The organism is Micromonospora sp. NPDC049081 (assembly GCF_040648835.1).
In the GTDB taxonomy this organism is placed as follows: domain Bacteria; phylum Actinomycetota; class Actinomycetes; order Mycobacteriales; family Micromonosporaceae; genus Micromonospora; species Micromonospora antibiotica.
The window spans coordinates 22,751-44,274 of record NZ_JBEZEK010000038.1; the positions used below are offsets into that span (position 1 = coordinate 22,751).

Here is a 21,524-nt window from a genome sequence, read left to right on the forward strand (position 1 = left end):
GGTCGGCCCCGCGACGCCCCACCGCCGGGTGCTCAGCCGGCCCGGCGCGGTGGCACGCCGAGCGCGGCGCACGCCTGCTCGTACATCCGGACCACCTCCCGGCGGATCTCGGCCCGCTCGGTGAGCCGGTGGGCGAACGGGACCCGCACCGGCACCTCGATGTCGTCGAGGGTGACGGCGAAGTCCATCCCGTCGGCGTCCAGCCCGGTCACCCGCGCCCGGCTGGCGTCCGGGCAGCCGCCGAGGGTGCGGCAGATCAGCAGCGCGTCCCCGGCGTGGTCGTCGTTCATGTGCCGGCTGACCGCGCGGACGACGTCGGCGTCGAACGGCTGCCCGGTCACGCCACCGCCTCCGTGGCGTCCGGGCCGTCCGGCACGTGCCGGGCCAGGGCCGAGAAGACCGCCATGTTGTGCCGGTACGCCACCAGCACCTCGTCCAGCAGCGCCGCCTCGTCGGCCGCGCTCATCGGCAGGGCGTCCAACCGCGCCCGGTACGCGTCCTTGTACGCCTTCGGCCGGGTGATCCGGTCGAAGGCGTAGAACGCCACCCCGGACCCGTCGGTCAACCCGTACCGCCGGGACACCGCCCGTCCGATGTACAGGCCGCCGGAGAGGTCACCGAGGTAGCGGGTGTAGTGGTGGGCGATGAACCGTACCGGGGAGGTGCCGCAGACGGCCCGGATCCGGTCGGCGTAGGCCACCGTCGCCGGGTTCGGCGCGGTACGCGACGCCCAGTCCGGGCCGACCAGCCGGCTAAGGTCCGCCTCCAACGCGGGCAGCCGGGTCAGCGCGTCGTCGACGAACCCACCGGCGAGCGGGTCGTCGCGCATCACCCCGGCGGCCGACTCCAACGCCTGGTAGAGGGCGTGGTGCTGGACCACCAGGTCGACGTAGCCGGCGAGGTCCAGCTCACCGGCGACCAGCGCGGAGACGTAGCGCTGACTCTCGGCGGCGGCGTGGGCGCCCTGGGTGGCGGCCCGCAGCCGGGCCGAGAACGGCATGGGCGGGGTGTCCATCTATTCCTCCGTGCGGGGGGTGTTCCGGGCGGGGCCCCGACGGCGGGGCACGACCAGCGGCAGGCGGGTGTCGGGGTGCGGCACGACCTCGATGTCGTGCCGGTAGACCTCACTGAGCAGGGGCGCGGTCAGCACCGTGTCGGGGGGGCCGGCGGCGCGTACCCGCCCGTCGGCGAGCAGGGTGATCCGGTCCGCGTACGCCCCGGTCAGGGCGAGGTCGTGCAGCACGACCACCACCGCGTCGCCGGCGTCGGCGCGGTCCCGGGCGATCCGCATGACGAGCTCCTGGTGGTGCAGGTCGAGGGCGGCGGTCGGTTCGTCGAGCAGGAGCACCCCGGCCTGCTGGGCCAGCACCCGGGCCAGGGCGGCACGGGCCTGCTCGCCCCCGGACAACGACGGGAAGGGGCGGGCGGCGAACCGGATCACGTCACAGCGTCGCATGGTCTCGGCGACGACCGCATCGTCGTGGGCCTCTTCCGGACGGCCGGCCCAGGGTGCCCGGCCCATCCGGACCACCTCGACCACCGCGAACGGAAAGCTCAGGGTGCTGCGCTGGGTCAGCACCGCCCGGCGCATCGCCAACTCCACGGCCGACCATTCGGCCAGCGGACGACCGTCCACCTCGACGGTCCCGGCGGCGAGCGGCAGGTCACCGCTGACGGCGGCCAGCAGGGTGGACTTGCCGGCGCCGTTCGGGCCGACCAGGGCGTGCAGTTCACCGGCGCGGATGGACAGGTCGACCTGGTCGAGCACCGGTCGGCCGGCGCGCTCGACCCGGACCCCGGTGACCTGGACCCGGATGCCGCCCGGTGTCGCCGGCGCAGGCGGCCGGGGGGTCGACCGGCGGCCGGTCAGCCGCAGCCGGACCCGTCGGCGGCGGTCCCGTACCCGGGGGCCGTCCCCGCTCATGCCCAGCCTCCCGCGCGGTCGCGGGTGCGGCGCAGCAGCCAGAAGAAGGCGGGGCCGCCGACGATCGCGGACAGCACCCCCAACGGCAGTTCCTGGTAGTCGACGAGGGTCCGGGCGGCGAGGTCGGCGACGATGACGACGATCGCGCCACCGAGGGCGCTGGCCGGCAGCAGCAGCCGGTGCCCGGGGCCGGCGACCATCCGGACCAGGTGCGGCACGACCAGGCCGACGAAGCTGATGATGCCGGTGAAGGCGACCGCCGCCGCGCCGAGCAGTGCGGTGACCACGATCATCCGGACCCGTAGCCGTTCCACGTCGACCCCGAGGTGGCGGGCGGACCGTTCACCCAGGGCGAGCAGGTCGAGCCGGCGGGCGTCGGCGAGGGTGGCGAGCAGCCCGACCGCGAGGCAGGGCGTGGCCAGGGCGACCGCCGACCAGTTCGCCTGGGCCAGGCTGCCGAGGTTCCAGAAGGCGATGGCCTGCACGCCCGACTCGTCGGCGACGAACATCAGCAGCCCGATGGCGGCACCGGCGACGGCGTTGACCGCGACCCCGGTGAGCACCAGGGTGACCACCTCGGTCCGGCCGCCGGAGCGGGCCAGCAGGTAGACCAGCCAGGTGGTGGCGAGGCCACCGGCGAACGCGGCGGCGGGCACCGTCCAGCCACCGAGGACGGTGACACCGGTGACGATGGCCAGCGCCGCGCCGACCGCCGCGCCCGCCGAGACGCCGATGACGCCCGGTTCAGCCAGCGGATTGCCGAACACCCCCTGCATCACCGCACCGGCACAGCCGAGCGCGGCGCCGACCACTGCGGCGAGGGCGACCCGGGGGAAGCGGACGAGCCACAGCGCGCTCTCGCCGTGCGGGGCGGCGGGCCGGGCGCCGAGGTCCAGGCCGAGGCGGTGCAGCACCGAGCCGAGTACCTCGGCCGGGGAGACGGCCACCTGCCCCCGGCCGGCGGCGATCAGGGCGACCAGCAGCAGGCCGGCGGTGAGCCCGGCGAGCAGGACCGGTCCGCGCCGGCCCCGACGGCGGCGGTCGCGGCCGGCTGCGGTCTCCCCGGTGGCCGGCCGGATGTCGGTGGCGGTCACCGGGGGGTCCGGCAGTGCAGCGCGTCGGCCAGGGCCCGCACCACCCGCCCGGATCGGGTGCCGAAGGTGAGCAGGACGCCGTCGTCCATGTCGACGACCCGGCGGGCGGCCCCGGCCGGGGTCTGCCCCACCCCGGGGAGCTTGAGCAGGCCGTCGACGCCGCCGACGGACTTCAGCCCACCGCTCATCACCAGCAGCACGTCCGGGGCCGCGTTGATCAGGCCCTCGCTGGTCAGTGGGCGGAACTTCGCCAGGCCGATCGCGGTGCCGGCGTCCGCTCCCCCGGCCGCCTCGATCATCGCGTCGGAGCCGGCGCCCCGCCCACCGATCAGGTAGACCCCGGCGGTGCCGCGCAGATAGAGGAAGGCGACGCGGGGGGCCGGGCCGTCGGGCACCCCGGCGCGGGCGGCGGCGATCTCGGCCTCGATCCGGGTGACCAGCCGGTCGCCGGCCGCGCCGACGCCGAGCGCCGCCGCGATGGCCCGCACGTGCGCGGGGACGGCGTCGAGGCTCTGCTCGGCGGCGACCAGGACCACCGGGATGCCGGCGGCGCGCAACTGCCGCAGCGTCTCGGGTGGACCGATGCTGTCGTCGGCGAGGATCACCGTCGGGGCGAGGGCGAGCACCGCCTCGGCGGACAGGTCGTGTCCGGCCGGGGTGACCACCGGCAGGTGCGCGGCGGCGGGGAAGGTGGTGGAGGTGTCCCGGCCGACGACGTTGCCGCCGAGCCCGAGGCTGAACACGATCTCAGCGATCGAGCCGTAGAGGTTGACCGGCAGGATGCGGGTGGCATCGGTGACCGTGCTGGCGACGCCGTCGGTGGAGCTGACTGTCACCGGCAGGGCCGGGGTCGGCGGCGGGACCAGCGGGGTGACGTCGGTGTCGGGCAGCGTGGCGGTGACCGGGCCGCAGGACGTCGGTGCGGTCGGCTGCGCCTGCGCCGTCGGGTCGGTGCAGGCGGTCAGGCCACCGACGATCAGCAGCAGGACGAGCGGCAGCGCGCGTCGGGTCATGACGTGGCCCGGCGACGACGGCGCAGGCCGGCGAGCAGCGCCACCCCGAGCACGGGTACGACCAGCACGGCGAGCCACCAGCGTCCGGTGTCGGAGGCGGCGCTGACCCGGGTCACCTGCGCCTGGTCGGTCTGCCCGACCCGGCCCCCCTGGTCGGTCCCGCCGCCGGCCCCGACGGGGACGCTCCCGTCGGCGGTCGCCACCGGGCCCGCGCCGGTGGGCGCGGCGGCCCCGCCGGTCGGTGCCGCCGCCGGTGGGGTGGTCCGACCGGTGCCGCCGCCGACGCCGGTGGTCGCCGGGGCGGCGGCGGTGGTACGCGCCGGAGTGGGCGCGGCGGCGAAGGTGATCGGCACCCGGACGTCCTGGGAACGGTCGGCGGTGCGGGTGTGGTCGGTCCGGGAGGCGACCACGCACCGGCGGACGGTGCAGTCCACGTCGCCGATGCGGGTGGCCACGGTGAGGCTGACCCGGAACGAGCCGCCGGTGCCGTACGGCACGGCCAGGCCCTCCCCGTAGGAGGGTGGGTTGGAGGAGATCCAGTGCGAGGCGCCGGTGCTGCCGGTGGTGTCGGCTCCGCCGCCGCACGGGCTGGGGGCGACGCCGGCTCCGTTGTCCACGCAGAAGGCGACGTAGATGCCCTTGGTGACGTCGTATCCGCTGCCGGTGACGGTCACCGTGGCCCCGTTGCGGCCCACCCCGGCGCTCGGGGTGACGGTGAGGGCCTGCCCGGTGGCGCCCCGACCGGTGCCGGCGTGGGCCGACGTCGGCAGCAGGCCGACACCGACAGTGATCAGGGTGGCGGTCAGGACGGCGCGACGCAGTGCTCGCATCAGGCTCCCCACATGACTGATCGGGCCGGCTGACACACCGACCGTAGCTAAGGTTTGCCTAACCTAAGCGAGAGATCCGCAGTTCACAAGGGGTTCTTCGGGTCAAGATCTTCAACCCACCGCCCACTGTGCCGCGGTAGTTAGGTTTGCCTAACCTCAACCACTGTCCGTATTGGGGACAACAGAGGGAGCAGCATGGTCAGATCCAGCACCGGCACCGGTCGGTGGCGGTCGGCGCGGTGGGCGGCGGTCGCCCTGCTCGGCGCGTCGGCCGCACTCGTCGGGGTCAGCCCCGCCCAGGCCGCCGGGGCGGACATCCGCTCCGGCAGCCTGACCTGGGGTTTCAAGGCATCGTTCCGCGCCTACCTGAACACCGGCAACGGCAACCCGCCGATCGCCGCCAGCGAGGGCGCCAGCATCAACAGCGACGGCACCTTCACCTTCCCGGCGAAGGGCGGGACGCACGACGCCGGCACCGGGGCCATCGACGCCCGGTACGGCGGGAAGATCGTCTTCTCGTACCCGGCGCACTTCTTCACCATCTCGTTGGCCAACCCGACGGTCGTCGTGACCGGTGGCACCGCCGCCGTCACCGCGGACGTCGACCTCACCACCACCGCGGCCGAGCCGGTCTCGGTCCGCCAGGCCACCATCGCCACCATCGCCGTCACCGACGGCAACCCCGGTGGCAGCGGCGGCACGGTGACCGCGACCGACCTGGCGGCGACGCTGACCGCCGAGGGCGCCTCGGCGTTCAACGGCTTCTACTCCGCCGGCTCCGCACTCGACCCGCTGTCGTTCACCTTCTCCACCGGTGGCGGCGGCGAACCGGCCGGCCCGGCGGTCGGCGTCACCCCGGCCACCGGGCTCGATCCGGCCGGGGCGACGATCACGGTCACCGGCAGCGGTTTCGACCCGGAGGCCAACGGGGCGGCGGGGATCTACGTCTCCTTCGGCCGCAAGGTCGACGAGCACTGGACGAACGCCGGTGTCCTCCAGGTCACCAAGTGGGTCAACAAGTCCAACGAGCCGACCGAGGCCCGCGACCGGCTCAACGCCGACGGGACGTTCCGCACCACCCTGCCGATCAGCGCGGTCTACACCGACCGCACCGGCACGTCCGTCGACTGCACGAAGGTCCAGTGCTATGTGATCACCTTCGCCGCCCGGGGCGCGGCCGACCGGAGCCAGGACACCTTCACCCCGGTGACGTTCAGCCGTACCCCGGCCGGTGGCGGCGACGCCAGCCAGCAGATCACCACCACCGTCACCGGTGGTGCGCTGACCCTCGGCGTGACCGGTTCCTCGGTCACCCTGCCGGCGGTCAGCAACGGGCAGGTCACCACCGGGGCGCTGAACGCCGCCACCGTGGCCGACCTGCGCGGCACCAACGCCGGCTGGAGCCTGGTCGGGCAGGTCGCCGACTTCGCCTCGGCCAGCGGCGGCACCATCGCCGCGGACAACCTCGGCTGGACGCCGAGCGCCACCGTCGGCATCGACGGCCTCGCCGGGACCCCCGGCGTGGTCACCCCGGGCGCACCCGCCGCGCCCGGTGCCGGCCTGGGCACGGCACGTGCGTTGTGCACCTCGGCCACCGGCGCGAGCAACGGCACCTTCACCTGTGGCGCCGAACTCCAGCTCGGGGTTCCGGCGTCCGCTGCGGCGGGCGACTACAGCGCGGTGCTGACCCTCACCCTCTCCTGATTCGGCAACACCCCGGTGGGACGGGCTCGCCACCCGCCCACCGGGCCCGATCACCCTTGCGGAGCCCGGCATGTCCCTGCGTACCACCCTGATCCGGGCGAGCGCCGTGCTCGCCGCCGCGCTGCTCGTGGCGACGGCACCGCCCGCACCGGCCCCCGCCGCGCCCGCCCCGTCGCCCGGCCCGGCAGCCGGGGCCGGGGAGACCGGCGCGGCGCGCTGGGCCGTCCAGCCGTCCAGTGCCAAGGGCCCGACCGGGCGCAACTACTTCATCTACGACCTGGCCCCGGGCAGCACCCTGACCGACCACGTCGGCATCACCAACCTCGGCGACCACCCGGTCACCTTCGACGTGTACGGCACCGATGCTTACACTTCCACCGACGGCGCGTTCGCCCTGCTGCCGGCGGACCGGCCGGCTACCGACGTGGGCTCCTGGATCAGGGTCGACCGGCGCGAATGGACGATTCCGGCGGGCAAGCGGGTCGACATCCCGTTCCGGCTCACCGTGCCGGCCAACGCCACCCCGGGCGACCACACCGGCGGGGTGATCGGTGCCGTCGCCCGGGTCCGGACCACCGCCGACGGGCAGCGGGTGCTGGTCGACCAGCGCCTGGCCGCCCGGGTCTACCTGCGGGTCGACGGCCCGGTCCGGCCGGCCGTCACCGTCGAGGCGGTCGACGTCTCCTACGCCAACCCGGTCAACCCGTTCGCCGGTGGCGACCTGGTGGTCCGCTACCGGCTGCGCAACGACGGCAACGTCCGGATCGGCGGCAGCGCCACGGTGACCGTACGCGCGCCGTTCGGCCGGGAACAGGCCCGCACCTCCCCCACCGACCTGCCGGAGCTGCTGCCCGGGGGCACCTTCACCGTCACCGAGCGGATCACCGGCGTGCCCCCGCTGCTGCGGCTGACCGCCGAGGTCGACATCGCGGCCACCAGCACGGACACCGCCCTGCCGCCGGTGGTCCGTACCGCCGGGGTGTGGGCTGCGCCGTGGCTGCTGCTGGCCCTGCTCGCCGGGGCGGCCGGCTGGGCCGGGCTACGGTGGTGGCGACGGAAGGCCGCTGCCGCCGGTCGACCGTCCACCCCGGACCCCGCCCCCGGTCAGCAGGACCCTGCCGCCACCCCGCCACCGGCCGCGACCGCCTCCGCCGCGACCGGCGCTGCCGCCACCGTGCCGACTCCGGCTGCCGCCGCCGGGTCGACCCCGGGTGTCGACCCGCGTCCCGACGCCCCGCCCGCCCGATGACCGGGCCGCTGCGTGCCGTCGCCCTGCTGGCCGTGGCCGCCGCGCTGGCTCCGGCCCCCGGGACACCCGCCCCGGCCGGCACCCCGGCGGGCGGCGGTCCCGGCGTCACCGTGCCGGCAGGGATGCTGCGGGTCGGGCAGCGGATGCTGGTCGGCCTCGACAGCTGGCCGGCCGGCACAGTGCAGGCCGAGGTGTGCGGCAACGCGGCCCGGCGCGGCGCGCTCGACTGCGCGACCGGGGCCGCCACCCACGGGCAGGTGCCGCCGTCCGGCCGGGCCACCCTGCCGGTGCTGTTGGTCGCCCCGCCGGTGGCCTGCCCGTGCGTGCTGCGGGTCCGGACGCCGACGGGCACGGCCACCGCCGTCGCCGACCTGACGTTGGCCGGGGTGACCGCCCCGGCCGCCGCGCCCATCACCCCGCCCGAGCTGACCCTGGTGGCGTTGCGTGCCGTCGACCGGTCCGGGCCGCGCGGCTGGTTCGGCCTACCGGGCGAACTCGCGGTCCGGATCACCCTGCACAACACCGGCCCGCAGGAGATCACCGACCCGGCGTTCGCACTGACCGTCGGGCCACCCGGCCGGGCCCGGACCATCGTGGCCGCCCCGGCGCTGGGCACCATCGCCGCCGGGCAGACCCGGGAGTACCACGTCCCGGTGCCCACCGACGCGGCCCCGTTCGGCCGGTACGAGGTGGACGGCCGGATCGCGGTGCCCGGTCGGCCGCTCGCGTTCACCGTGGCGGCTACCCGGCGGCCCTGGGGTCTCCCGGTCGCCGCCGCCGTCCTCACGGTCGTGCTGCTGCTCGCCCGGCCGGCACGACGCCGGACGCCCTCCGGCGAGCGGCGGCTAGCGCGGACCTGACCCGCTCGTACGCTGCACCCGGGGCAGGATCTCGCCGGCGAGCCACTCCAACGCCGCATCCAGCAGGCGACCGTCGATCGGCATCCACAGCGAGCACATCGACACGCCCGCGTCGGCGAGCCGGCCCAGGTCCTCGACGATCGCCTCGGTGCTGGCGTCGGTGCCGCCGATCAGCCGGCCCGGCGCGGGCCGGACCGCCGGCATGCCCGGCGGTACCAGGAACCCGACCGTGCTGATCTCGATCGTCGCCGGGTCACGTCCCGTGCCGTCGGCCAGTTCCTCGATCCGACGCCGGACGTAGCGGGCCTCCTCGTGGTCGAGGCCGGAACCGTGCCAGCCCTCCCCGAACCGCAGTGCCCGCCGGATCGCCGCGTCGCTGTGCCCACCCACCCAGACCGGTGGCCCGCCGGACCGGTACGGGGGAACACCGGTGCGGGTGTCGCGCAGGCCGGCGAACCTGTCGTCCAGGTCTGCGGTGGTGCCGGCCCACAGGGCCTTCATGACCTCCAGGCTCTCGTCGGTCCGCCGGCCACGTAGCCGCAGCGGCACCCCCAGCGCGGCGAACTCCTGCGGGTTCCATCCGGTGCCGACGGCGACCGCCAGCCGCCCCGCCGACACGACGTCCAGCGTCGCGAGCTGGTTGGCCAGCACCACAGGTTGGTAATAGGGCAGGACCAGCACGCTCGTCGCGATCCCCAGACGGGTCGTCGCCCCGGCGACCGCCGCCAGCAGGACCACCGGGTCGAAGCCGGCACCGTGCGGGTTCTCCAGCACGTGGTTGGCCATCAGGACGTGGTCCAGGCCGATCCGCTCGGCGTCCCGTGCCGCCCGGAGCACGGCGGCACCCGTGTCGCCCGGCCACGCCTGCGGTTCGAGGGAGAGTCCGAATCTCATCGGGTCCACTCGTCGGTCACGGTTTCCCCGGCGCAGGCCATCGCCGACCTGGTCGCCAGGAGCTGCCGGGCGAGCCGCCCGCGCAGGTCCTGGAGAGCGGCGATCCGCCGGTCCAGGGCACCGAGCCGGTCGGTGGCGATCCGCAGCGCGTCGGGGCACCGGGGCAGGGTGCTCAACGGCTCGTCGAGGCACCCCTTGTCGATCGAGAGCCGGATGTCCTCGATGGTGAGGCCGGAGTCGAGCAGCTCGTGGATGTTCCGGACCCGGACCACCGCCGACTCGTCGTACTCCCGATAACCGTTGGCGGCACGGCCCGGGGCGATCAGGTGCTGCTGCTCGTAGTACCGCACCGAACGGGCGCTGACCCCGCAGCGGCGCGCGAATTCGCCGATCCGCATGTCACTGGTCCCCTTACCCACCCGGCGATGCTAAAACCCTGACACTGACGTCACGGTCAAGTCATCGCGTGCGGGCGTCACGGGGCCGACGCCACGCGCGCCGGCCCCGCCGTGGTCGACCTGCTCAGTTACTGAAGAAGGTGCACTGGAACGCCATGTCGTCCACCCGTACGGGGCCACTGCCGCCCAGCAGGGAGACCCGGACGAACACCTGGCTCGGGCCGTTCGCGTAGCTGGCCACGTCGTGCCGCCGCCAGACGGTGTCGGTGATCCGGACGGTGCGCAGCGCGAGGTAGTTCCAGGTCGCCGGATCGATCACCTCGACGTTGAGCACCGCCGGGCCGCTGACCGCCTGGACGAAGAACCCGCCGCCGCAGGTGGTGTTGTGCCCGGCGGTACGCGGCCGTACGGTGAGCAGCTTGCCCACCCCGGACCAGCCACCGGCCGACGTGGTGAGAATGGCGTTGTTGGCACCGGAGCGGGCCTTCCCCGCGCCCAGCTCGAAGGCTCCGCTCCCGGCGCCGGAGCGGTGGAACTCCCACACCGCTGCCGGGCTGCTCTCGAACCCGTCGGTGTGCTGCCAGAGGTCCGCCTGGGCGGGGCCGACGGCCACGGTGAGGGCCACCGTCGTCGCCATGACGGCCGCGGCGGTGAGGCGTGCGGCGCGGGTGAATGCGCTTCTCATCGCGGTCTCCTTGTGCTTGTCGCCGCTCGTCACGGCGCGCCGTAGATGACGACCTGGTACGTGGTGATCGCCTCTCCCACCGGCTGGTGCCAGGTGCGGGGCGAGGAGTTGCACTGGCTGCCGTTGCGGTTGGCGTGCGAGTTCAGCCCGTACCCGGTGTTGGTGGCGAAGAGCGGCCCTCCGCTGTCGCCGCCGAGGGTGCAGATGTTGGTCTCGATCATCTGGCGTACGGTGCCGCCCGTGCCGTTGACCGTCACGTTGGTCTTGAGCACGGAGCCGCACCTGAATCCGGTGGTCTGGCCGGAGTTGCAGACCGACAGCCCGCTCACGGCCGTCGCCCAGCCGTGGATGCTGCGGCTGGTGTTGTTCCACAGGTTGATGGTGCCGGTGGCCCAGACCGACGGACCGTTCATCCAGATGAGGCCGAAGTCGTTCTCCGGATAGTTGCTCTCCAGTGACGGCCCGACGTCCTGCCCGTTGGGCAGCGTCCAGTGTGGGAAGCCCTGGGTGCAGTGGCCGGCCGTGATGATGTAGTTGAAGGTGAAGTCGGTGGCGGTGAAGCCGGCCGAGCAGCCACCCAACGAGTCCCCGCTGGAGATCCCGACGTTCGGCTGGATCGGGCCGGTGCCGGTCTCGAACCGGACCGCCGAGCCGAACCTGCGCGCCGCCGAGCGTTGCACGGCGTTCTTCGCCCCCGACGCCGGCAGGCTCACCACCACCTGGTTGGTCTGCGGGTCCACCCCCCACGTCGTGTCGGGTTCACTCGCCGCGGCCTCCAGCGCGCGCTGGATGCCCTGGAGTTGCCGTTCGCTGCGGGCGACGAGGCGTGCCTTCGCGCCGGTGGCGGTCACCTTCGCGGCAGCCGCCGCGTCGGTGACCGTGACGACGAGGTTGCCGTCGGACAGGTACGCGCCGCCGGAGCTGGCACCCAGCTCGGTGGTCAACCGGTTGGCGAGTCGCACGTTGGCGTTCTCGACGCTGATCAGCTTCTCGGCGGCTGCACGGCTGATGCCGCGCTGCTCGGCGATCGCCTCGGCCATGTCCGGGGCTCCGCCCGCCCGGCCCCGGTCGGCGACGCCACCGATGGAAGCCGGGGTTGCCCGGCCGTCGGTGCGGGTCAGATCCACCCCGCCCCCGGGCCGGGCCGGACGGTCACCGGCCGGTCCGGCCGCTGCGGCCGTCGGGACGAAGGCCACCGACGTCACGGCGGCGAGTGCCACGGCGAGCAGGGCCCTGCGGCCTGGTCTTCTCAATTCCGGGTAACTGACGGCACGTTCTGACATTCACCGCTCCCATCGCGAGGGGACTGGTCGGCCGGGTCAGGAGCCGAACGCCCCCGGACCGGGACGGCAAGCCTCGCAACAGGCAGCAGGCTGCGAGCGGGATGCTGGACGCGACTGGACACACCCGGACACCGGGCATGAACCCGAAAAGGCCCCGACCCGGGTTTGTCCCCGGGTCGGGGCCTTTCGTGTTCATGTCCACCGCGGCCCGAACCCCGAACCCGCGGATCAGGAGGTTGATCTTGGTCGAGTCGCCTGGTCCAACGGAGTCGCGTGAGTCCATCTGTTCGCGGTCAGGCCCCAGCTTCACGGGACGGCGTCCAGCCCAGTCCGTCGCGCGCTGGCCCCGTCCCATCGCGCCCGAGCACCCACGGAGACACCGCATGGATCATGACAACCAGCTGACCATGGATCACGGTAGGCCCTGGCCGTGCTGGCGCGGAATCACTCACAGGGACTGGACCCACTCTCGCTCACCGATCGGGGGTCACGCGTACCTGAACGTCCTACAACGACAGTCTGTTGATCCATGTCTCGGCGCATGGGCGGCACCTAGAGTGTTGCGGTGCTGACCCTCGGCGTCGACCTCGCAGCGGCGGACAAACGTACGGCGATGGCGACCATCGAATGGCTGTCGGACCGCGCAGTGGTGCGAGACGTGGCCCTTGACGTCGGTGACGCCCAGATCGTCAAGGCCAGCCAGGAGGCGGACAAGGTCGGGCTGGACTGCCCACTCGGCTGGCCGGAACCCTTCGTCGCGCTCGTCACGGCCCACCGGTCCGGCCATGTCTCCGTCGATGACGGCGATGCCGCACGGTGGCGGCGTCGCCTGGCCTACCGGTTGACCGACGAGGTGGTACGCGAGACGACCGGCATCATTCCGCTCAGCGTCGCCGCGGACCGCATCGCCCATGCCGCCTTCCGATGTGTCGGGCTGTTGGCGATGCTGGCCGCCGCCGGCCAGGACGTCGACCGGTGCGGCGTTGGCAAAGTCGTCGAGGTGTACCCGGCCGCAGCTCTGTGCCGCTGGGGGTTGACGTACCGCGGTTACAAGGGGCGTGGCCAGAAGACGCAGCATGCCGACCTCGTGACCGCGCTCTGCGCGGCCGCACCCTGGCTGGAAATGGGTGCCTCCGAGGCGCTGTGTCGCCGCAGCCACGACGCCTTCGATGCGGTCGTCGCGGCCCTCAACGCACGTGCCGCCGCGACAGGCAGGGCGACCCGACCCGACGACGAGCAACGGCAGATCGCAGGAGTCGAGGGCTGGATCGCCCTGCCCACGGGGCCGCTCAGCGACCTTGTCGATTGCACCGAAGCCGGCGGGAGGCGCTCATGACCTCGGGGCTGAGTTGGCTGGACACGTCTCGCGAGGATCAGCAACGCATGCGCGAGTTGCTCAAGCTCTTCAGCGACACGGAGAGCCGGGACGAGCTGGGCATCGGTCAGGTCCGCGACGCGTTCAGCGACCTGCTGTTCCCCGGCACGTCGGTCCTGCAGAACCGGGCACGGTACCTGTTGATCGTGCCCTGGTGCTACCAGGATGCGCAGAAGCGTGGGCTACGTGGTGATCGTCTCGCCGCGCGGGTCGACCGCAACGAGCGGAAGGTGATCGCCGCGCTGCTGCGTGGCAGCGACACGGAGGGCATGATCGGCAGGCGTGCCGGAGTCGGGGTTCGCACCCTGCCCTCGAACATCTACGCCGTTGCTCTCCAGGAGTACGGCATCCGCAGCGGTGAGGATGACACGGCACCGGACCGACGGCTGGTATCCCGGCTGGCCGAGGCTGATGAGCTGACCGAGCGGTCACGCGGCAGCTGGCATCCGACCCTGCCCGGGGCACCGCCGAACTTTCCACAGAAGGTCGAGGGCGGGCTGAGGTTACTCCCAGACGAGGCCCGTTGGCTGCGCGAGCGGATCATCGCCGCGGTGCCCGGCACCCTGCTGGCGTACCTCCTCGAGCCCGCGCATCGCCCTGGGTCGGAGGGCGATGCGCCGTGGGACGAGCCGATGGCACTGGCCGCGCCGGAGCCGATCGGTTCCCTGGTTCGGGACACGCAGCGCTTCTCGCTGGCGATGCATGGTGCGGCGTTGTTGTACAACCTGCTCGTCGCCGAGCGGTACGAGCAGGCGGGCCTGTCCGAGCATGAGGAGCCGGCGGCTCGCTACCGCGACAGGCTGTCGGCATGGAGCGATGGGGTGTCGGCGGAGCCGGACCTGAAGGGCTGGGATCGGTCAGGGATGTGGACGCGGCTGATCGAGAAGAATCCGCGGATCAGCACGAACGTCAAGGCGAAGCAGTTCATCGAGCGGTGGCTCGACGCCGTGACCAGCGGGGCTGCCGGCGAGGCGGCCAGCGACCCGGCCCTGCGGGATCTCGTCGGCGAGCGGGAGCGGTCGGTGAAGAAGGGCCAGTCGCGGTTGGTCAACGACAAGTTGTTGCGTACGTGGAGTGGCGCGTCGGGCAGCCGACAGTTGGTGTTCCGTTGGCCGCAGGTTCGCCGGATCCTTGCCGACATCCACGACGGTTGCGCTGCTGGTCCTTCGGAGGCTGCCGGTGCTCGCGCCTGACTCCCGCGCGCTGTTGCTCGACGCGTTGCGCCCACCGCCGGGGGCGCGGTTGTGCCGGGCGGTGGCGTTGACGTTCACCCTGGATCTGGAGAGTCTGCTGGTCGCACCGTTGGCGTTCGCCGCGCATGGCCTGCGGGAGTCGGCGGACCCGATCGCGGTCATGGAGGGTGTACGGCGCTGCGCGGACCGGATCGACGTGTTCTGTCAGACGGGGCAGATCGTGGTGCCGTCAGGGGCGTCGGCGCTGTTGGCGTTCGTCGAGCCGATGGTGCACCAGGTGCACCGGCCCAAGCCGGGTCACCTGTTCCACCCCAAGCTGTGGATGCTGCGGTTCCGCGACGACACGACGGGAGAGGTGTCGCTGCGGCTGCTGGTGCTCAGCCGCAATCTGACCAAGGATCGCAGCTGGGACGTGTGCCTTCGGTTGGATGGCGTGCCCGGCACCCGCCCGAGGAAGGACAACCGGCCTCTGGTCGATCTTCTGCGGCATGCGGTGCGGCTGGCGGTCACGCCGCTACCGGCCGCCCGGCACGCGGCGATCGAGGCGCTGTGCGAGGACCTGCGTCGCGCCGATTGGGAACCACCCGAGGATGCTCAGGGGATCGTCTTTCACGCCCTGGGGGTGCCTGGTAGCCGCCCGCCGGATTTCGCGGGGACTCGTCACCTGGTCATCTCGCCGTTCTGCACGCCGGGTGGCCTGAACCGGTGCGCGCCCAGCGGGGCGCTGTCGGTGGTGAGCCGGCAGGAGGCGCTCGACCGCCTGCCCGAGGAGAGCCTGGCCGGTTCCGAGGCGTTCGTGGTCAGCGCCTTGGCCGGTCTGCCCGCCGAGGAGGCGCCGCCGGGTCAGGAGGTGCTGCACGGGCTGCACGCGAAGGTGTACGTCGTGGAGAAGGGCCACCATGCGCGGGTCCTGCTCGGCTCGGCGAACGCCACCGACGCGGCATTCGGCGGCAACGTCGAGTTGCTGGTGGAACTGGGCGGCAGCCGGAACCGGTGGGGGATCAACGCCCTCCTCGGTCCCGACGCCGGTTTCCGGGAGATCCTCGAACGGCACAACCGCCAAGACGTCACCGAGCCGGAACCCGACACCGGGTTTCTGCGCGATCTCATCCGGGACATCGCCGCCATACCCATGTCGGCCACCGTCACGACCTCAGCCGGCGGCTACGAGATCCGGCTCGACTCGCAGGAAGCCGTTCCGAAGGTGACGGGTGTACGGATCACCGCGCAGTTGCACACCCGCCGTGGGGAAACTGTGCCGCTGCTTCCGGGCCAACGGGTGTCCGCGGTGTTCGCCGGGCTCGCGTTGGCCGACATCACCCCGTTCATCCTGGTGGTCGCCGAAGACCGTACGGGCCGGGAGCAGACCGTCGTCCTCGCCACCCTGATCGGTGACCCCGCCCACCGGCTCGACCACGTCCTCGCCCACCAGATCGACACGCCGGAGAAGTTCCTGCGGTTCCTGCTGTTGATGCTCGGCCTCGGCACCGAGGCTGCCGCCGCCGTGACCGGCGACGCCGACGGGCAGGGCATCTGGCGTACCGGCGGCACCGGCATCCTCGAACTGCTACTCAACGCTCTCGTGGACCGCCCGGAGCAGCTCGACGACCTGGCCCGGATGGTCGCCCGTATCGAAGCCGACGGCGACAGCAGACGACTGCTACCGCCCGGATTCACCGAGCTGTGGCGGGTCATCGACCAGGCACGGAACGCGAACCCAGAGGCGGTGGACCGGTGAAGCGGTACGACGCGGGGCCGGTCATGGCCGGCCTAAAGGACTTCCAGCGCGCCACCGTCGCGCATGTCGTCGACCGGTACTTCGGTGCCGACCCGACCCGCCGGTTCCTCGTCGCCGACGAAACCGGACTCGGCAAGAGCGTCGTCGCCCGGGGCGTCATCGCCCAAACCCTGCAACGGCTACAGGACGACGACAGCGTTGAACGGGTCGACATCATCTACGTCTGCTCCAACCAGGACGTCGCCCGGCAGAACATCGACCGGCTACGGGTCACCGCCGACAAGACCGTCACCCTGTCCAGCCGACTCACCCTGCTCGCCAAACACGCACACAAGCTCAACGCCGCGACCGCCACCACCGGCAAGCCGATCAATCTGATCGCGTTCACCCCGGGCACCTCCTTCGACCAGGGCCGGCTAACCGGTGCCGCAGAGGAGCGGGCGCTGATCTTCCTACTCCTCGAACAGGCCCACTCGTGGGACGGCTGGCGAACCCGAGCCGCGCTACGCGCGTTGCAGGCGACCGTCGCCACCCCTGAGAAGTTCGAGGATCAGTGCAACCGGCTCTGGGAACAACTCGAAGGAGAGATCGACCCGACGATCGCCGAGGGGTTCCTGCGTCGTGCCCGCCAGGGCGGCCTGCTCGACGAGTTCGACGCGCTACTCGACGGCATCGGTCGACGCCCCGCCCTGCCCGACGCGCTGCGGGAGAAGGCCCGCACACTCACCGGTGCCCTGCGAACGGCGCTGGCCACCGCCGGTGTCGAGGTCCTCGACCCGGACCTGGTCATCCTCGACGAGTTCCAGCGGTTCCGGGAGCTCCTCGACCCGGACGGTGGCGACAGCGCGGAACTCGCCCGGCACCTGTTCGACCATCGAGCCGCCCGGGTGCTGCTGCTGTCGGCCACCCCGTACAAACCGTTCACCTTCGCCGAGGAAGCCGGCGCCGGCGAGGACCACTACCGCGACTTTCGGCAGGTCCTGCGCTTCCTCACCGACGACGAGTCCTGGCACGCCGACGTGACGAAGGCCTTCGAGGCGTACCGGGACGCCCTGGTCCGCGGCGAGCCCTGCGGTGACCTGCGCGACCGGGTGCGCGCCCTGTTGTTGCGGGTCATGTGCCGCACCGAGCGGCCCGCGCTGGGCCAGGACGGGATGCTACGCGAACACCTCGACCTGGCCGACGACCTCGACACCCGTGACGTGCGTGGCTACGTGGCGATGCGTCGGGTCGCCGACGTTGTCGGCGCACGGATGTCGGTCGAGTACTGGAAGTCCGCCCCCTACTTCCTGAACTTCCTCGACGGCTACCAACTCGGCGACAAGGTCCGAAAAGCCCTCGACGGCAAGCCGGACCCCGACGTCACCGCACTGCTGGCCACCGCGCAACTACTCGACGCCGACATGATCAACCGACGAGAACCCGTCGATCTCGGCAACGGCCGGCTACGGCGACTCGCCGCGGACACCGTCGACCGGGGCTGGTGGCGACTGCTGTGGCTGCCCCCGTCCCTGCCGTACCACACCCTCGACGAACCGTTCGCCACCGCGGCGGCCGAAGGCATCACCAAGCGGCTGCTGTTCTCCTCCTGGAACGCCACCCCCACCGCGGTGGCCGGACTATTCAGCTACGAAGCCGAACGCCGGCTCGGCGGCCACGGGGAGGGACACCGGCACCTCGACTACCGCACCGAGAACAACCGCCCAGCGGCAATGAGCGCCCTGGCACTCTTCTGGCCCCATCCCGCCCTGGCCACACTGTGCGACCCGCTGGCCCTGGCCCGGCAGCGACCGGACGAGACCGCGCCGCTGGCCGTGCTCGAACGCGAGGTGCGGGAGCGGCTGCTCGCTCGCGCTTCCACCGATACGGCGGTCACCGAAGCGACCCCGGCCGAGCCGTGGGAACTGGTCTTCCGGTGGCCCGGCGCCGACCCCGGCTGCGACGACGCCGCTGCCGCCCTGGGTACCTCCGCCGACGAGGACGCAACGGCCACCGGCCTGGACCGGCACGTGGGGCGAGCCCGGGAGCTGGCCGACAACGCCCGCTACCCGGCAGCAGACCATCTCCACGGTCTGCTCAGCAGCGTCGCGGAGATCGGCATGCACGGGCCGGGCAACATCGCCTGGCGGGCACTGTCCCGACTGATCCACCCCGACGACGCAGTCACACCCGCAGGGCACTGGCGCGCCGCGGCGATCCTGGCCAACGGACTCCGGTCCCTGTTCAACCGGCCCGAATCCGCCCAACTGCTCGACAGCCTGTCCATGGGCCCGGTCTACTGGCAGGCAGTACTGCGCTACTGCGCCGCCGGTGATCTACAGGCCGTCCTCGACGAGCACCTGCACACCCTACGCAGCGGCACCGCCGACACCCGCCTCGACGACGAGAACCTCTGCCAGCTCGCCGATGAGGCACGGCTGGCGATCGCCAGCCGACCGTCAACCTACGAAGCCTTCGACCCGCACCACCCCGACGAGCGGATCAAACTGCCTGGCCGGTTCGCGCTGCGCTACGGCGGCCGCGGCGAAGAACAAACCCAAGCAGACCGCAAAGCAGTCGTACGCCGAGCCTTCAACAGCCCCTTCTGGCCATTCGTCGTCGCCACCACCAGCGCCGGCCAGGAAGGCATCGACTTCCACCAGTGGTGCTCCGCCGTCGTGCACTGGAACACCCCCGCCAACCCCGTCGACTTCGAACAACGCGAAGGCCGGGTCCACCGCTTCGGCGGACACGCCGTACGCCGTAACATCGCCGCCGCACACCGCGCTGATGCCTTGCGCTCCCCCGAGCCGGACGTGTGGAAAGCCCTGTACGACGCGGCACGAGTGGTTTCTGGAGAGCTTGGCGACTTCGCGCCGTACTGGGTGTTCCCCGGGCGGGCGAAGATCGAACGACACGTCCTGCCGTACCCACTCAGCCGCGACCAGACGAGGCTAGACCGGCTCAAATCTGACCTGGCGGTGTACCGACTGGCGTTCGGCCAACCACGACAGGAAGACCTCCTCAACCTACTTCGACGCCACACCACCGACAGGACAGACGCGACCGAAATCCTGAACCTACGACCGGCCCCCGAAAGATTGCCTCAGTGACAGACCAGCCGGCTTCCTTGACCAGCGGACTTCACACATGCAGCGGGGCAAAGCCCCACTGGACCAGCAGCTTCAACACTAACGGTCCGCACAGGATCACCAGGTCAGCCCCAGTCTTACGAGTACCGCCCAGTCCAGGCAGTCCCGCAGGTTAAGAGCTACGTCGATGCCGTGCTCGTCGGTCCCATACAACGCCGGCAGGCCAAGATTTCCCTGGCGGTCCGCAATTGGGCGGGGTACCACGTACCACTAGATGCCGCCTGTCCATGGCGCGCGAGCACCCGCAGGTCCGCGTTTTGGACGACCATGGACCAGCCGAACTCTCGGTCAATCGCCGCAAGTTCACCTGAAAATTAATCCCCTAAAGCCGCGAGTGGCGCGGCTGAGGGTCCGCGCGGGGATGATGCACTATGTGCCCTTGTGGGCGGCCTAGTATATTTAGATGGGGTATGCACGATTCTCTGCATACAGCCCGACTTTTCGACCGCCGACCAGCAACGACGACCATCGCCGCTCTGTAGCGCTATGCCGCGTTGGTGTTGATCGGCACGTCGATGACGTCCCGTGCGACCACGATCCCGTCCTTGACGATGTAGCACTCGACAACGTGCTCCCCGCGGAAGCTGGTTCGCTCGTGCCTCACGCCGGGGCGGCTCGACGAGATGATCTGGCCGCGGATGTTGTTCCGGCGCTCGGCCTCGTCCCCTCGGTTCAGCACCTTCCACTTCACATCATACGGCTCTGGGACGCTGCACTCGATGATCGTGAATTCGAGGCCCTTGTTCGCGAGGAGCGGAGTCCGGTCGCGCAGCATCATCCGCAGCAGGGTCGGTCGCCAGCCGTTCTGCGTGACCTCGCAGTCGATCGTCACCGAGTGCCCGATGTCGACGGGGAACAGGTTCTCGATGAACTCCTCCGTGTCGATGAACGAACGGGCGGACTCGTTGGTCTCAAGCGGAACCGCCGTGCCGAACACCTTGCGCCACTTCTTGTTCGCAGATGCCTTGCCCTCGTCGGCGATAGCCTCGAGGCAGCGGCTGTATGCCTTCTTCGCCTTCGGCTGGAACCGCTTCTTCACCGTCACACGCTGGTTGCTGCCCAGCGCAAGGTAGTAGTCCTTGTCAGGCTCCTCCGCGAGGAACTTGAAGAAGTCCCGGACCATAAAGTCGAACCAGAGAGACCCCTTGTCGTCGTACTCGGTGGTGTTCGAGAAGAACCGATGTACCAGCGTGTCGATAAGCAGGCCGCCCATGACCACGCCGTTCGTGTCCTTCCACGCCCGGGTCATCCGAGCGAGGTGGCGCATGTTCTTCGACGTGCGATCGTTGCAGTCCTTGGTCGCCGTGATCTCGTGGCGCGGCTTGGTGACCTTCCAGCTCTCGGACTTCGTGTCCGGGTAGTCGAAGGTGCCGTCAGCGTTCTCGAAGGCCGGCTGAACCTCGAACTTGAACTTGTTGCTGGTGAACTGCACCCGCACAACGCATTGGTCGACCTGGATATCAGTGTTGGGATAACGAGCCTTCAGATCTTCCCGGACGCGGCTGAGGATCCTCCGCGGCCCAGTCTCGCTGTCGTAGCTCGAGCGAAGGTTGGCCGGGATGATGTAGATCATGTCGAGGTCGGACACCCCACGGATCGCCGTGTGTCGCCCGTAGGAGCCCACCATTAGCCGGTTCGCGGTGGATCCCTCGACCGACCTGAAGTCCTTATTCAGCGCCTTAGTGATTTCATCCCGACGCGCGGCGATGGTGGTGCTGGCGTCGCCGACCTTCAGGTTCTCGAGAAGTGTGTCGAAGATCTCCGCGACCTTCATGCGGCCGCCTCGCTCTCGTTGAGCCGGAGGGCCTCCGGGAGGAAGAGATCAACCTCGCGTGACGTGAACGTCAGCTCCTCGTTGTGTTTAAGCCCGTCCTGCGCCTTGCCGTAAGCCTTGGATGTGGTCCTGGGCGCGTCGGCGTAGGCCGCACGCGTGGCCTCCTGGAGCTTGTCACGGCGCTCACGGGCATCGGACGCCGACGTCGCGCCGGACATCAGGTCGACGATCAGAGACAGGTACGACTCGCGCACGTCCCACAAGCGCGAGGCGATGTCGCGGTGCGGGGTCTGCTGCACCGATAGGTGACAGTTTCAGTCACGCGGCCTGATTGGCCGGTGGGGTCATGATGGTCTCGTACTCGATGGGGGTCAACCGG

Annotated in this window: 19 protein-coding genes; 7 read left to right on the forward strand and 12 right to left on the reverse strand. The window is 71.5% G+C overall.

What is annotated here, in order from left to right; genetic code table 11:
- Positions 1–32: 32 nt before the first annotated feature.
- Genes AB0B63_RS30795 through AB0B63_RS30820 form a run of 6 tightly spaced genes read right to left on the reverse strand, consistent with a single transcriptional unit; the run spans position 33 to position 4,861 of the window.
- Positions 33–341, reverse strand: a complete 309-nt coding sequence (locus AB0B63_RS30795; RefSeq protein ID WP_307799991.1) for a DUF2470 domain-containing protein — start codon at positions 339–341, stop codon at positions 33–35.
- Positions 338–1,015 carry a biliverdin-producing heme oxygenase gene (locus AB0B63_RS30800; RefSeq protein WP_357025211.1) on the reverse strand — a complete coding sequence of 226 codons (678 nt, stop codon included), beginning with the start codon at positions 1,013–1,015 and terminating at the stop codon, positions 338–340. Before AB0B63_RS30800 ends, AB0B63_RS30795 begins: the two co-directional genes overlap by 4 nt.
- A complete protein-coding gene (locus AB0B63_RS30805; RefSeq protein ID WP_357025214.1) occupies positions 1,016–1,924 on the reverse strand; it encodes a heme ABC transporter ATP-binding protein in 909 nt (302 codons plus the stop codon). It abuts the gene before it with no gap.
- On the reverse strand, positions 1,921–3,018 hold the full coding sequence (locus tag AB0B63_RS30810; protein WP_357025216.1) for an iron ABC transporter permease: 1,098 nt from the start codon (positions 3,016–3,018) through the stop codon (positions 1,921–1,923). The genes AB0B63_RS30805 and AB0B63_RS30810 overlap by 4 nt, the downstream gene beginning before the upstream one ends.
- Positions 3,015–4,031 (reverse strand): ABC transporter substrate-binding protein, encoded by a 1,017-nt coding sequence (locus AB0B63_RS30815; RefSeq protein WP_357025219.1) that lies wholly within the window; start codon positions 4,029–4,031, stop codon positions 3,015–3,017. Before AB0B63_RS30815 ends, AB0B63_RS30810 begins: the two co-directional genes overlap by 4 nt.
- Positions 4,028–4,861 carry a hypothetical protein gene (locus AB0B63_RS30820; protein ID WP_357025222.1) on the reverse strand — a complete coding sequence of 278 codons (834 nt, stop codon included), beginning with the start codon at positions 4,859–4,861 and terminating at the stop codon, positions 4,028–4,030. Before AB0B63_RS30820 ends, AB0B63_RS30815 begins: the two co-directional genes overlap by 4 nt.
- 195 nt (positions 4,862–5,056) lie before the next feature.
- On the opposite strand from AB0B63_RS30820, the gene AB0B63_RS30825 reads away from it, so the two are divergent.
- The 3 genes from AB0B63_RS30825 to AB0B63_RS30835 all read left to right on the forward strand — a co-directional run bounded on the left by AB0B63_RS30825 (position 5,057) and on the right by AB0B63_RS30835 (position 8,674).
- The gene (locus tag AB0B63_RS30825; RefSeq protein ID WP_357025225.1) at positions 5,057–6,565 is read left to right on the forward strand and encodes an HtaA domain-containing protein; all 1,509 of its coding nucleotides are present in this window, start codon (positions 5,057–5,059) and stop codon (positions 6,563–6,565) included.
- Positions 6,566–6,635: 70 nt separating this feature from the next.
- Positions 6,636–7,814 carry a DUF916 domain-containing protein gene (locus tag AB0B63_RS30830; protein ID WP_357025228.1) on the forward strand — a complete coding sequence of 393 codons (1,179 nt, stop codon included), beginning with the start codon at positions 6,636–6,638 and terminating at the stop codon, positions 7,812–7,814.
- On the forward strand, positions 7,811–8,674 hold the full coding sequence (locus tag AB0B63_RS30835) for a hypothetical protein (RefSeq protein WP_357025231.1): 864 nt from the start codon (positions 7,811–7,813) through the stop codon (positions 8,672–8,674). The genes AB0B63_RS30830 and AB0B63_RS30835 overlap by 4 nt, the downstream gene beginning before the upstream one ends.
- Here the strand turns inward: AB0B63_RS30835 and AB0B63_RS30840 are convergent.
- The 4 genes from AB0B63_RS30840 to AB0B63_RS30855 all read right to left on the reverse strand — a co-directional run bounded on the left by AB0B63_RS30840 (position 8,660) and on the right by AB0B63_RS30855 (position 11,934).
- Entirely contained in the window at positions 8,660–9,568 is a 909-nt protein-coding gene (locus tag AB0B63_RS30840; RefSeq protein ID WP_357025234.1) for a TIGR03619 family F420-dependent LLM class oxidoreductase, read from the reverse strand. The genes AB0B63_RS30835 and AB0B63_RS30840 overlap by 15 nt on opposite strands.
- Positions 9,565–9,987, reverse strand: a complete 423-nt coding sequence (locus AB0B63_RS30845; RefSeq protein ID WP_357025236.1) for a MerR family transcriptional regulator — start codon at positions 9,985–9,987, stop codon at positions 9,565–9,567. Before AB0B63_RS30845 ends, AB0B63_RS30840 begins: the two co-directional genes overlap by 4 nt.
- Positions 9,988–10,090: 103 nt before the next feature.
- Positions 10,091–10,651 (reverse strand): hypothetical protein, encoded by a 561-nt coding sequence (locus tag AB0B63_RS30850; RefSeq protein ID WP_357025239.1) that lies wholly within the window; start codon positions 10,649–10,651, stop codon positions 10,091–10,093.
- 29 nt (positions 10,652–10,680) lie between these two features.
- A complete protein-coding gene (locus AB0B63_RS30855) occupies positions 10,681–11,934 on the reverse strand; it encodes a S1 family peptidase (protein WP_357025242.1) in 1,254 nt (417 codons plus the stop codon).
- Between the two features lie 565 nt (positions 11,935–12,499).
- On the opposite strand from AB0B63_RS30855, the gene AB0B63_RS30860 reads away from it, so the two are divergent.
- From AB0B63_RS30860 to AB0B63_RS30875, 4 genes are read left to right on the forward strand one after another with little or no spacing between them, the layout of a single operon-like run.
- The gene (locus AB0B63_RS30860) at positions 12,500–13,270 is read left to right on the forward strand and encodes a DUF429 domain-containing protein (protein WP_357025245.1); all 771 of its coding nucleotides are present in this window, start codon (positions 12,500–12,502) and stop codon (positions 13,268–13,270) included.
- Positions 13,267–14,502: a DUF6361 family protein gene (locus AB0B63_RS30865; protein WP_357025248.1), complete on the forward strand. Its 1,236-nt coding sequence runs from the start codon at positions 13,267–13,269 to the stop codon at positions 14,500–14,502. Before AB0B63_RS30860 ends, AB0B63_RS30865 begins: the two co-directional genes overlap by 4 nt.
- The gene (locus AB0B63_RS30870; protein ID WP_357025251.1) at positions 14,489–16,240 is read left to right on the forward strand and encodes a phospholipase D family protein; all 1,752 of its coding nucleotides are present in this window, start codon (positions 14,489–14,491) and stop codon (positions 16,238–16,240) included. The genes AB0B63_RS30865 and AB0B63_RS30870 overlap by 14 nt, the downstream gene beginning before the upstream one ends.
- A gap of 23 nt (positions 16,241–16,263) precedes the next feature.
- Positions 16,264–19,332 carry a helicase-related protein gene (locus AB0B63_RS30875; protein ID WP_357025254.1) on the forward strand — a complete coding sequence of 1,023 codons (3,069 nt, stop codon included), beginning with the start codon at positions 16,264–16,266 and terminating at the stop codon, positions 19,330–19,332.
- Between the two features lie 523 nt (positions 19,333–19,855).
- On the opposite strand, the gene AB0B63_RS30880 is transcribed toward AB0B63_RS30875, so the two are convergent.
- Both AB0B63_RS30880 and AB0B63_RS30885 read right to left on the reverse strand, forming a co-directional pair.
- Positions 19,856–21,145 (reverse strand): nucleotidyltransferase, encoded by a 1,290-nt coding sequence (locus AB0B63_RS30880; protein WP_357025257.1) that lies wholly within the window; start codon positions 21,143–21,145, stop codon positions 19,856–19,858.
- Positions 21,142–21,444, reverse strand: coding sequence for an SLATT domain-containing protein (locus AB0B63_RS30885; protein ID WP_357025260.1), 303 nt, complete (start codon positions 21,442–21,444; stop codon positions 21,142–21,144). The genes AB0B63_RS30880 and AB0B63_RS30885 overlap by 4 nt, the downstream gene beginning before the upstream one ends.
- Positions 21,445–21,524: the final 80 nt, after the last annotated feature.